The organism is Kitasatospora sp. NRRL B-11411 (genome assembly GCF_000721345.1).
Lineage (GTDB): Bacteria > Actinomycetota > Actinomycetes > Streptomycetales > Streptomycetaceae > Kitasatospora > Kitasatospora cineracea.
This window is the reverse complement of record NZ_JOGH01000046.1, coordinates 16,353-27,372: the sequence shown is the minus strand read 5'-3', so window position 1 is coordinate 27,372 and position 11,020 is coordinate 16,353. Positions and strand designations below refer to the sequence as shown.

Annotated in this window: 12 protein-coding genes; 6 read left to right on the top strand and 6 right to left on the bottom strand. The window is 73.3% G+C overall.

The window, feature by feature from the left end:
• The first annotated feature begins 2 nt into the window (after positions 1–2).
• Together IH44_RS46605 and ccrA are read left to right on the top strand one after the other, a co-directional pair.
• A complete protein-coding gene (locus tag IH44_RS46605) occupies positions 3–185 on the top strand; it encodes an MbtH family protein (RefSeq protein ID WP_030461257.1) in 183 nt (60 codons plus the stop codon).
• Positions 182–1,426: a crotonyl-CoA carboxylase/reductase gene (ccrA, locus tag IH44_RS0121305; RefSeq protein WP_030461256.1), complete on the top strand. Its 1,245-nt coding sequence runs from the start codon at positions 182–184 to the stop codon at positions 1,424–1,426. Before IH44_RS46605 ends, ccrA begins: the two co-directional genes overlap by 4 nt.
• A gap of 166 nt (positions 1,427–1,592) precedes the next feature.
• Here ccrA and IH44_RS0121300 read toward each other — a convergent pair whose 3' ends face one another.
• On the bottom strand, positions 1,593–2,237 hold the full coding sequence (locus IH44_RS0121300; RefSeq protein ID WP_030461255.1) for a hypothetical protein: 645 nt from the start codon (positions 2,235–2,237) through the stop codon (positions 1,593–1,595).
• Positions 2,238–2,363: 126 nt separating this feature from the next.
• On the bottom strand, positions 2,364–2,879 hold the full coding sequence (locus IH44_RS0121295) for a GNAT family N-acetyltransferase (RefSeq protein ID WP_030461254.1): 516 nt from the start codon (positions 2,877–2,879) through the stop codon (positions 2,364–2,366).
• A 241-nt stretch (positions 2,880–3,120) separates the two neighbouring features.
• Here IH44_RS0121295 and IH44_RS0121290 point away from each other — a divergent pair, with 241 nt between their 5' ends.
• Positions 3,121–3,864, top strand: coding sequence for a polysaccharide deacetylase family protein (locus tag IH44_RS0121290; RefSeq protein ID WP_051817143.1), 744 nt, complete (start codon positions 3,121–3,123; stop codon positions 3,862–3,864).
• Between the two features lie 78 nt (positions 3,865–3,942).
• Here IH44_RS0121290 and IH44_RS0121285 read toward each other — a convergent pair whose 3' ends face one another.
• Positions 3,943–4,701 (bottom strand): hypothetical protein, encoded by a 759-nt coding sequence (locus tag IH44_RS0121285; RefSeq protein WP_030461252.1) that lies wholly within the window; start codon positions 4,699–4,701, stop codon positions 3,943–3,945.
• 302 nt (positions 4,702–5,003) lie between these two features.
• On the bottom strand, positions 5,004–5,585 hold the full coding sequence (locus IH44_RS0121280) for a TetR/AcrR family transcriptional regulator (protein WP_030461251.1): 582 nt from the start codon (positions 5,583–5,585) through the stop codon (positions 5,004–5,006).
• Positions 5,586–5,673: 88 nt separating this feature from the next.
• Here IH44_RS0121280 and IH44_RS0121275 point away from each other — a divergent pair, with 88 nt between their 5' ends.
• A complete protein-coding gene (locus IH44_RS0121275) occupies positions 5,674–6,645 on the top strand; it encodes an NADP-dependent oxidoreductase (protein ID WP_030461250.1) in 972 nt (323 codons plus the stop codon).
• 184 nt (positions 6,646–6,829) lie between these two features.
• Here IH44_RS0121275 and IH44_RS0121270 read toward each other — a convergent pair whose 3' ends face one another.
• Entirely contained in the window at positions 6,830–7,489 is a 660-nt protein-coding gene (locus tag IH44_RS0121270; protein WP_030461249.1) for a TetR/AcrR family transcriptional regulator, read from the bottom strand.
• 52 nt (positions 7,490–7,541) lie between these two features.
• Between IH44_RS0121270 and IH44_RS0121265 the strand changes: the two genes are divergently transcribed.
• Complete coding sequence (locus IH44_RS0121265) at positions 7,542–8,432, top strand: NAD(P)H-binding protein (protein ID WP_030461248.1); 891 nt, start codon at positions 7,542–7,544, stop codon at positions 8,430–8,432.
• A gap of 546 nt (positions 8,433–8,978) precedes the next feature.
• Here IH44_RS0121265 and IH44_RS42940 read toward each other — a convergent pair.
• Positions 8,979–10,010 carry a choice-of-anchor M domain-containing protein gene (locus IH44_RS42940; protein ID WP_051817141.1) on the bottom strand — a complete coding sequence of 344 codons (1,032 nt, stop codon included), beginning with the start codon at positions 10,008–10,010 and terminating at the stop codon, positions 8,979–8,981.
• 346 nt (positions 10,011–10,356) lie between these two features.
• Here IH44_RS42940 and IH44_RS0121255 point away from each other — a divergent pair, with 346 nt between their 5' ends.
• Positions 10,357–11,010: a choice-of-anchor M domain-containing protein gene (locus tag IH44_RS0121255; RefSeq protein WP_030461246.1), complete on the top strand. Its 654-nt coding sequence runs from the start codon at positions 10,357–10,359 to the stop codon at positions 11,008–11,010.
• Positions 11,011–11,020: the final 10 nt, after the last annotated feature.

Genomic DNA, 11,020 nt, shown 5'->3' with positions numbered 1-11,020 from the left:
CCGTGCCGAACCCCTTCGAGCCACCGGACGACCCCGCCGAGACCTCGCACCTGGTCCTGGTCAACGCCGCCGGCCGGCAGAGCCTGTGGCCGGTCTTCGCCGAGGTACCGGCCGGCTGGACCGTCGGCTTCCCCGCCGACACGCACCACGCCTGCACCGCCCACCTGGAGGGAGACCCGCGATGACCAAGGAACTGTACGAACTCGGTGACGCCCCGCCGCTGGGCGAGTGGCCCAAGCGGATGTACGCCTCGGTGATCCGCCCCGAGCGCTACGGCCGCCCCGCCGACGCATTCCGCACCGAGGTGGTGGACACGCCGCAGCCCGGCCGCGGCCAGGTGCTGATCAAGGTGATGGCCGCCGGCATCAACTACAACAACGTCTGGGCCGCGCTGGGCAAGCCGGTCGACGTGGTCGCCGCCCGCCGGCGCCGGGGCGACCTCGACGCCTTCCACGTCGGCGGCTCGGACGGCGCCGGCGTGGTGTGGGCGGTCGGCGAGGACGTCCGCACGCTCAAACCGGGCGACGAGGTGGTGGTGCTCGGCAACCAGTGGGACGAGCGCGCCGAGGACATCCGGCTGGGCGCCGACCCGGCCACCTCCGCCTCGCAGTCGGTCTGGGGCTACGAGGAGAACTTCGGCTCCTTCGCGCAGTTCGCGGTCGCCGACGAGTACATGTGCCACCCCAAGCCGCGCCGGCTCTCCTGGGCCGGGGCCGCCTGCTACATGGTCACCGCGGCCACCGCGTACCGGCAGCTGTTCGGCTGGCAGCCCCACACCGTGCGCCCCGGCGACCCGGTGCTGATCTGGGGCGGGGCCGGCGGGCTCGGCTGCATAGCGATCCAACTGGTGCGCTGGGCCGGGGGAGTGCCGATCGCGGTGGTCTCCAGCGAGGAGCGCGGCGAGGAGTGCATCCGGCTCGGCGCCAAGGGCTACATCGACCGCCGCGAGTTCGACCACTGGGGGCGGCTGCCGAACACCGACGACCAGGCGGCGATGGACCGCTGGCTGGCCGGCGCCCGCGCGTTCGGCCGCCGGTTCTGGGAGGTGCTCGGCGAGCGCCGGGCCCCGCGGATCGTCCTGGAGCACTCGGGCGCGGACACCATCCCCACCTCGATGTACCTGTGCGACAACGCCGGCATGGTGGTCATCTGCGGCGGCAGCACGGGCTACAACGGCGACGTGGACCTGCGCTTCCTGTGGATGCGGCAGAAGCGCCTGCAGGGTTCGCACGCCGCCAACGCCCGGCAGGCCCGCGAGATCACCGAACTGATCGACCGCGGCATCGTGGACCCCTGCCTGTCCCTGGTCCTCGACTTCGACGAGATCGGCGCGGCCCACCAACTGCTGCACGACAACCGGCAGCCCCCGGGCAACCTCGCGGTCCTGGTCGGCGCCCGCCGCCCGGACGAGGGCGCGCAGGCATGATGGCGGCAGCCCCTCCCGGCGGCACCCCGCCCGCCGGGAGGGGCTGCCGCCCGCCCCGGCGGCCTCGGAAGCCGCGCGGGGGGCTCGGCTGAACCCGGACGACGGGCCGACCCGGAGGTACTCCAGTACCCCTCGGGTCCCCTCGGTCACCGAGCCGTCGGGTGGATCAGGTGGTCGCCGGCGTCGCGGGTCCGGTGCTGCCGCCCTTGCCGCCCGCGGCCGCGGCGCCCTGCGGGGCGAGGGCCAGCTGGAGGAGTTCGGTGTTGTGGGGCTGCAGCCAGTAGGTGTCCTGGCCGAACTGCACGGACGAGGTGTAGCCGAGGCGGGCCTGGGCGGCGTTCTGCTGTTCGCGGCCCGGACGGAAGGCCGGGACCGCCGGGGTGATCGGCCGGGTCCCGGCGTTCTTGCCCCGGCCGTGCCAGGCGACGGCCGTGCCGCCGTCGGGGGTGCGCTCCAGCAGCAGGTAGCCCAGGCTCTGGCTGCCGTCGCGGACCCCGTAGGTGACCATGCACAGCCGCACCCCGGCGGCGAGGCGGTCGGCGTCGCCCTGCGGCGTCCGCGCCCGGGCCAGGGCGGTGCCCGCCACCAGCTTGGCCGCCCAGCCCCGGTAGACGGCCGAGGTGCTCTCCGCCCCCGCGACGCCGGGCTGGTGGGCGACCGGCAGCAGCGCCTTGACCAGGCTCTCCAGCACGTACCAGACGACCAGGCCCAGCAGGCCCAGCGCCGGGCCCCCGATCGCCGCACCGGCGAAGACCAGCGTCAGGGCCACGGCCAGCGACACGATCAGATGCACCATCAGACGGGCGTTCATGCTCTCCCTCGTACGTCACGGACCTGGGCGTCCTGGGGCGGACGCCGAGGAGTCAGGGTAGGGGAGCGGCCCGGGCCGTCTGCGGCCGGGGCGGGAGCGGCCGTCGGGACCCGTGGACGCGCGGGGTCAGCTGATCGTCAGCCGCCATCCCGCCTCTCCGTCGTGCGACTGCCCGGTGGGGGTGAGACCGGCCGCGGCGGCGACGGCGGCGGACGCCCGGTGGTCGGGGTGGATGTGGGCGGTGACCGTGTGCACCGGCTGCCGCCGGAGCCAGGCGACGAGGCCCTGGGCGGCTTCGGTGGCGATGCCGCGTCGCTGCCAGGAGGTGCCCGTCACCCAGGCGATCTCCGCAGCGGCGCCGCGGTCGTCGGCGGTGACCGTCGCCTGGACGTAGCCGACCAGGCAGGCGGCGTCGCGGAGCCGGACGACCCAGTTGCACCAGGACTCACCGGGATTCGGTGAGCCGGCCACCAGGCGTTCGTAGCGGCTGCGCAGCTCCCGGGCGGTGTCCGGGGCACCACCGATGAAGGCGTGCAGGCCCGGGTCGGACAGCACCGCGGCCATGTCGTCGGCGTGCTCGACCCGCAGGGGAAGCAGGTCCAGCCGGCCGGTGCGGATGGTTTCGGGTTCGAGAGCGATCACACTGCCTCCTGGTCGGAACGTCCGACGAGTATGCCGCGCTCGAACCGGGCGCCGACACGGACGAGCGCGACGGGGCGGGGGAGGTGCGGCGGTTCTCCGCGCCTCCGCGCGTGCGGTGGGATTATTCGCATTCGAGTGAAGAATGGCCTGGAATTGGGCCGATTGCGCGGAAAGTTTCAGGCGGACTGCCAGACTGCGTTGTCCATCACCGGCCGCCGGAAGAGTGACAGCGGGAGCAGCCATGGAAAAGGTCGACGAGGATTTCTCCACCGGCGGGCTCGCGCCGGGGGGCAGCGGTCGTTTCCCGTGGACGCTGATGTACCACTCCGTGGCGCGGGACGAGGACGACCCCTACCTGATCACCGTGAGCCCCCGGCGGTTTCGCCAGCAGATCCGCTGGCTCGCGGCGCGCGGCCTGCGGGGGGTGGGGGTCGGCGCGTTGATGCGCGCCCACGCCCTCGGGCGGGCGCGGGGCCTGGTGGGGCTCAGCTTCGACGACGGTTACCGGGACTTCGCGGAGCAGGCGGTCCCCGTGCTGGAGGAGTACGGCTTCACCGCAACGGTGTACGTGGTGGCGGGCAAGCTCAGCGGCCACAACGACTGGGACCGCGAAGGGCCCCGCAAAGCGCTGATGTCCCCCCGCCAGGTCCGGGAGGTCGCCGCGGCCGGCCTGGAGATCGGCTCCCACGGCCTGACCCACCGCCGGCTGGCCGGTCTCGGACGGCGGGAGCTGGTGGCGCAGGTCGCCGACAGCCGGGCCGCGCTGCAGGACGTGACGGGGGAGGAGGTCGCGGGCTTCTGCTACCCGTACGGGTCCTACGACCGGGCGGCGGCGGAGGCGGTGGGAGAGGCGGGCTACGGCTACGCGTGCGCCACCGGCCGCGGCGGCGACGACCGGCTCGCCCTGCCGCGCTGCTACGTGGGCCAGCGGGACGGGGCGGTCCGCCTGGCCGTCAAGCGGGGTCTGCACCGCTGGCGGAGCTGACGGGCGGCCCGCGCGGGCGGTCCACCGGAAACCCCGCCCGCCGCGGTGGCCCCCGGCCGCCCCGGCGGGCCGGGCGGGTCACCGCTGCGGGGAACCGGAGAGGTGGAGCCAGGACTCGTGCCACAGCAGGGCGCACTGCCGGTCGCAGCCGGTCGCGGCCATGGGCGCGCCGTCGCAGCGCAACCCGGTGAGGGTGAACCAGCGGCCCCCCACCGGGCGCTGCCACCACGCCAGCGAACGGTGGCTCACTTCGTGAGCGGCGAAGCCCTCTCCGGCGTGCTGCTCCATGCCGGGCTGGAAGGGAACGCCGTGCAGCCGGCCGCGTCCGTCCAGGGTCGCCCGGATCTCGTCCAGGCTACGGACGGTGGCCCGCAGAGCCGCCGGCCGGTCGGCCGGGGCCGGCGCGGCGGCGGGCTCCACCCACTCGTCCCGGAAGAGCAGGGCGCAGTCCAGCCCGCACCCCTGGGTGCCGTCCGCGCCGTGGCAGGTGGCCCCCGCGAGCGCGACGGTGCCGGACAGCCGCCGGACCCGGTAGTGGTCGTCGACCATCCGCCGCACCACCCGCTCCACCTGGTACACGCCGCCGCAGAACGACCACTGGCTGCCGGTGAACCACAGGCCGCGGTGGCAGTCCTTCGCGTCCAGGGTGGCCCGGATCTCCGCTGCCTCCTTGACGCGGACCCAGTCACCCTCCCGGTACCGGGAGGGCCGCCCCGGGGCCGGGACGCCGCCCCGGTCCTGCCGCCGCTGCTCGTGGGAGATCCGCAGGCGCCGCACCACCCCCAGCGGGGGAAAGTCGCGCAACGGGAGGCTCTTGTACTGGCAGCGTTCCGCCACGCGGACCGCCGGCTCCCCGGGTGGCGCAATTCTGTGGTCCTCGGTGGCCATGGCGGGCGTCCCATCGGTCGGAATTTATCGAACCAGATTAGCGCTTTCCGTCCCGGAGCCGGGTCCGCCACAATTGACGCCCCTCTTCATCTCATCTACCGAATGCTCTTTCCGGGGGTAATCGGGCTGCGGGATCCGCTGGGGGAATGCACATGTGCAATCATTCTTCCGGCGGGCCCGGTCCGGGGGTGTTTCAACGTTCCCGCCGACGGATGAGTTCGCAATTCGCGGCGGTGCGGGCGCGATCCGGCTCAGCTGTGCCGCGCCTGTGGGCGGAGACCGTCCAGGAGAATGTCCAGGAGGCGGTCGGCCGTCACCGCGGGGCCGGCCTGGGGTGCGACGGTGAAGATCCCGATCAGGCTGGTGGCGACCTCTTCGGCGGTGACGTCGGGGCGGAGGTCTCCGGCGGCGCGTCCCGCGTCGAGGAGGGACGAAATCGCGTTCAGGAGTTCGTCCCTGGTGTCGGCGTGGCCGACCGTGCCGGACTCGATCAGGGCCAGCAGGGTGTCGAGCATGCCGTTCTTCGTCGCGATCCAGTTGCCGAACAGGTCCATCCAGCACCGGAGGGCCGCAGCCGGGGCCAGGGTGTCGAGCAGTTCCCGGGCGCCGTGGGTGAGGCGGACGACCTGGTCGCGGTAGACGGCCTCCACCAGGGACTCGCGGGTCGGGAAGTGGCGGTAGAGCGTCGCGATGCCGACCCCGGCCTCGCGGGCGATGGCGCGCATCGACGTCTCCGCGCCGGGCGATGCGAGCACGCGCGTGGCGACCTCGAGGAGCTGCTCGCGGTTGCGGGTGCCGTCGGCGCGCGGTGCCCGTGGCTTGGAAGTCGTCAAACGGATCACGCTCCGGTTATGGTGGATTCCCTAACCGGAGCGTAGTCCGCTTAAGGCTGCTCCACGAACGCGACGAAAAGAGCAGGACATGCAGCACCACGGCGACACCCCCCGGGACGGCGCGAGCAGGGCCGTCCTGCTCATCGACTCGTTCGGCGGCCCGCAGGCCCTGACCCTCACCGAGGTGCCCGAACCCCGGGCGGGCGACGGGCAGATCCGCGTGCGCGTCACGGCGGCCGGACTGAACCCGATGGACTGGTTCATGACCTCCGACGCCCGGACCGCCGCACGTTTCGGCCTGAGCCTGCCCTGCGGGTTCGGGACCGACTACGCCGGAGTCGTCGACCAGGTCGGTGCGGGCGCCGCCGGCTACGCGATCGGAGACCGCGTGTTCGGGACGGCCCTGTCCCGGGCGGTCGCCGACCACATCGTCCTGGACGCGGCCGGGCACATCGCCGGCGGCATCGCCCACCACACCCCGGACGGCGTCGACGACCGCACCGCCGCCACGCTCTCGATCGCGGGCAGCACCGCGTCCGCCGCCCTCGACGTCCTGGGCCTCGGCCCGGAGGACACGGTGCTGATCGGTGGCGCGGGCGGCGGGGTCGGGGTGTTCGCCGTCCAGCTGGCGCGCATCGCGGGCGCACGCGTCATCGGAACCGGCTCGCCGTCGTCGGCGGAGTACTTGCGGAGCCTCGGCGCCGAACCGGTCGCGTACGGCGAGGGCCTGGCCGACCGGGTCCGCGGCCTCGGTGCCGGTACCGTCACGGCGGCCCTGGACCTGCACGGGACGGACACCGTGCACGTCGCCCGCGAGCTGAAGGTCCCCGACGACCGGATCTGCACCATCGCCGGCCAGGTCGACGGTGTTCCCGCCGCCAACGGTGCCAACGCCGCCCCCGGCGCCCTGGAGGACATCGCGCGCCTGGTCGCCGCCGGCCGCCTGCGGGTCCCCATCGCAGCGACCTACCCCGTCGAGGACATCCGCGCCGCCGTCGAACTCCAGGCGGCCCGGCACGTCCGCGGCAAGGTCGTCATCGACCTCCCGCCCCGGCCGTAACAGCCGCGCACGTCGTCGCCGGTCCCGGCGCGGCCGGGGCCGGGGCAGGCGCAGGGGACGGGGGCCGAGGCCGGGGCAGGCCGTACGAAACGCCGTGCCACCGGGGGCGATCCTCGCGGATGCTGCGGATGCCCCGGTGCCGCTCGTCGCGGTCGAGCCATCGATGGAGCCATCGATGGAGCCACTACGGCCGGGGCGCCGGCGTGTCCGGGACCAGTTGCCGAACGCTCGCGGCGATCCGGCCGAGGTCGACGTCGGCGGCAAGGGCGGCCTCGTCGGGGCGTTCGGAGATCGGCTCCCGCACGCCGAGCAGGCCCCGCACCACTTCGGGGTAGACCGTCCGTCCGACGAGGACCTCGGCCGCCTCCCGCGCCTCCTCCTGCGGCAGGCCCCAGACCCGGGAGGCGTACGCGCCGATCCGCGTCATCGGGGCCTCGAAGACCGCCTCGTAGAAGCCGGACGCGATCTCGGGCACCCGCTCGGCCTCCGCGATCCCCATCCGCAGCGTGCGCAGGGACGAGGACCACAGCAGCAGTTGCAGCAGTCGCCCGCAGTAGCGCACGAGGGCGTCGGCCGGGTCGGCCCGCTCCGCGGTGAGGTAGTCCTCGGGCGAGCCCAGGCGGTCGAGGTAGAGCTCGCGCACCAGCGAGACCACCCCGGCGAAGAGGGCGTCCTTGCTGGGGAAGTGGGCGTAGAGCGAGCGCTTGGAGGTCTCGGCCCGCTGGGCGACGACGTCCATCGACGTGCGCTCGAAGCCGGCCTCGAGGAACACGTCCTTCGCCGTCCACAGGATGTGCTCGCGGAGCTTCTCGCCTCGTCGCGCCGGCATGGTGGCCTCTTCCATAAGTAAACGGTACGGTTGAGTTTACATATTGGGTACGTCCCGGAGGGCATCCATGATCGTCGTCACCGCACCCACCGCCAAAATCGGCCGCCACGTCGTCGAGCGACTGCTCGACGCCGACCAGCCCGTCCGGGTCGTCGTCCGGGACCCGCGGCGGCTCTCCCCCGCCGTCCGCGACCGGGTCGAGATCGTGCAGGGCTCCCACCGCTACGCCGCAGTGGTCGACAAGGCCTTCGCCGGCGCCGACGCGGTGTTCTGGCTGATGCCCGGCGACCTCCGCGCCCCCGACGCGATGACCTCCTACGTCGAGGGCAGCAGGCCCGGCGTCGAAGCCGTCGCCGCGCACGGCGTGCGCCACGTCGTCGGGGTCTCGGCGCTGGGCCGGGGAACCGCGGCCGCCGACCGGGCCGGCCACGTCACCGCCTCGCTGGCCATGGACGACCTGTTCGCCACGGTCACGAACTACCGCTCGCTCGCCAACCCGACCTTCATGGACAACACGCTGCGCGACATCCGCACGATCCTGGACGACGGCGTGCTCCCCGGGCCCCTCGCGCCCGACCGCAAGCTGCCCCTGGTGGCCACCCGCGACATCGGCGCCGCCGCCGCCCGCCTGCTGCTCGACCGCTCCTGGACCGGGTTCGCCGAGATTCCGGTCCTCGGCCCGGAGGACCTGTCGGGCAACGACACGGCCGCCGTCATCACCGACGTGCTCGGCTTCCCGGTGCGCTACGTGCAGGTCGAGGTCGCGTCGATGGAGGCCGCGATGCTCTCCTTCGGCGCGTCACCCGGCATGGCCCGGGCGATGGCCGACATGGCGCTGGCCAAGATCGACGGCCTCGACGAGGGCGTCGTCCGCACCGCCGGGAACAGCACGCCGACCACCTTCCGCCAGTGGTGCACGGAGGTCCTGCGACCCGCCGTCGACGCCGCCCGCTCCTGACCGCACCACCTCCACGGGCCGATCGCCCCCGGTGGACGACAGGACCGGCTCGCCGGCCGGGGGAGTCGTGCACGCGGAGCCGAAGCCGGGGCCGCGGTGGCGGGCTTCCGGCTGTCCCGGCAGAGCGCGGCCTCGGCGAGCGTGTCAGCGCGATCCGGGCGCCCTGCCGGCGGCGGCGGGAATTTCGATCGGCGGGGCTTCGCATCCCGTGCGCGGTGGTAGGTCGGGCAGCAGGTGCGGGGGCCGGGGCGGCGGCCGCATCGGGAGGGGTGGCACCGGCGGAAGCGGTGCCGCTGCCGTGGAAACGGCGGTCATCATGGTGCTCAGCTCTCCTCTTTCTCGTCCCCGCCTGCACCCGCGCCTACCCGGGACGGGCGCCGCCACTCACCGCCAGTGGGCACGCGGTCGCTTCGGTCGCTTCGGGTCGAGGGTGCGTTCCTCGTGGAGCTACCGCCGGTCCGCCCGCGGCCGGTAGGTGGGCAGCATGCCTGATCCGGCAGAGGGCCGTTTCTGGAGGCGGGGAACAGCTACGTGCGGCGAGCCGGATCAGTTCGTGTGCCGCGCGCGGTGGCGGACTGTCAGGAGGGCTGCTCCTGCGGCGAGGAGGAGTCCGGCCGTGAAGAGGACGGGGGTGAGGGGGAAGCCGGTCGAAGCCAGGCGCCCGGTGGTGGGTTCTTGGGCGGCCGTCGAAACCGGGGCCGTGGTGCCGGTGGGCGGGGAACTGGCCGGGAGGAAAGGCTGGGGTGAGATTGTGCCGGCGCCGGAAGTCGGGCTCGCGCTCGCGCTGGGGCTCGCATGCGTGTCGGCGGAGGGCGAGGGCGATGCCGACGGTGAAGTCGAAGCCGACGGCGACGGTGACAGCGACGGCGATGGTGACGGCGACGGCGATGGTGACGGCGAGGAGGGTGACGGCGAAGACGAGGGCGAGGGCGAAGGTGAAGACGAGGGTGAAGGGCTCGGCTGGGCTCCGGGCAGGGTGATGGTGGAGGTGTCGACGTTGCCGACGGCGAAGGTGTAGACGGAGCTGTCGCTGACGTGGCCGGTGCCGTTCAGGTTGGCGCTCCAGGCGAAGGTGAGGCGGTAGACGCCGGGTTCGGTGAAGGCCCAGTTGGCGTGCTGGTGGGTGTTGCTGGGGACGGGGTAGGTGGCGGGGAGTCCGGACCGGCTGTCGAGGAGCATCTCGGGTTCGCCGAACGGGGACCACTCCCAGAGCACGACGTCCCCGGGGCCGTCCACCGCGTCCAGCGTGAGGGCCAGGTCGCCGGTCACGTTGCCGGGGGTGAACGCCTGGGTGCTCCAGCCCGTCCAGATGACGGCGGGGTCCTGGGTCTGCGGGATGCAGTACACGGTCCTGCCGGGGGCGCCCAGGAACTCGAAACCCGGTGTGTCGTCGCCGAGATGGAGTGCGCCGGCCCCGGTGAGGTGCAGGATCACGGACTCGGGGGTGCGCCAGACCGGGGCGAGGGCGTCGCGGTCGTCGAGCAGCAGGCTCTGGAAGGTGCCGTCGGCGATCCGGGGCGAGATCGCGTCCACGTGGCCGGAGTCGATGACGGTTCGTTCGGTGTGGACGGGGTCCACTGCGTCGGCACGTGCGGGCCGGGCGGCGGGGGAGGCCGGGACCGGGGTGTCGGCGGCAGGGGCGGCCGGTGCTCCGGCAAGGAGTACCGCGATGGCCAGGGCAGTGGCAGATGCCAGTTGAGTGGCAAGGGAGTTGGGGCCCTTCACGTGGCCCCTCCTTTCGACGTGGCGCCGCGCGGACGGAGTGGGGTCAGGCGGGAGGAGGCAGACCTTATCCGATATGAACATCGTTTCCAACTCCGCCTCAAGGGCGCCCCAACTCCCCTGCGGGCCCTTGCATATGAAAATGAAAATGATTACCGTTTCGGCCGTCGAGCCCGCCGAGGGCTCCGTCGAAGGAGGTTCCGTGCGCCATCCCGCCCGCCTGCTCGTCGCCGCAGGCGCCCTGATCGCAACGCTGACAGCCGCCGACCCCGCCTCCGCCACCTGCGTGACCGTCCTCGACCACGGCCACGTGGACGTGGTCGGACTCGGTTACGAGAACGGCCGACTGGAGGTGGGCGTCCACGACGAGAGCGGTGCCGTGGAGGTCGAGTACGCCCCCGAGGAGGTCGTCCTGAAGGCCCTGCCCGCCGCCGGGACGACCGTGCCGGCCGGCTCCGCGTACACCTTCCTCGGCGCCGCCGGTACCCCCGTGTGGATCCTGCCCGAGGTGCAGAACCCGGATCTGCTCTGGGCCGGCCTCGGTGCGGAGGAACTGTCCGCGGGCGACTTCGGCAACGACACCGTCAACGTGCGCTTCCTGTCCGTCCAGGGCCCCGGCAAGATCGCGATCTACACCGACGACGTGTTCGGCGCGCCCGGGAGCGTCCTCGTCGACAGCGGGGACGGCCTGCCCGACACCGTCGCCCTGCACGTGGGCGACCACACCCACGCCAACTGGGCCTTCTCCGAGCCCGGCACCTACACGCTGAAGGTCAGGGCGGACGCCGAACTCGCCGCCACCGGACAGGCCGTCAGCTCGCGCACCGTCACCTACACCTTCCAGATCAAGAACTGAGGACGTCCGC

Excerpts from the sequence above, each read along its gene's own strand:
- ccrA (WP_030461256.1), top strand. The coding sequence starts at position 182 with ATGACCAAGGAACTGTACGAACTCGGTGACGCCCCGCCGCTGGGCGAG.
- IH44_RS0121300 (WP_030461255.1), bottom strand. The coding sequence starts at position 2,237 with ATGAACGCCCGTCTGATGGTGCATCTGATCGTGTCGCTGGCCGTGGCC.
- IH44_RS0121290 (WP_051817143.1), top strand. The coding sequence starts at position 3,121 with ATGGAAAAGGTCGACGAGGATTTCTCCACCGGCGGGCTCGCGCCGGGG.
- IH44_RS0121275 (WP_030461250.1), top strand. The coding sequence starts at position 5,674 with ATGCAGCACCACGGCGACACCCCCCGGGACGGCGCGAGCAGGGCCGTC.
- IH44_RS0121270 (WP_030461249.1), bottom strand. The coding sequence starts at position 7,489 with ATGGAAGAGGCCACCATGCCGGCGCGACGAGGCGAGAAGCTCCGCGAG.
- IH44_RS0121265 (WP_030461248.1), top strand. The coding sequence starts at position 7,542 with ATGATCGTCGTCACCGCACCCACCGCCAAAATCGGCCGCCACGTCGTC.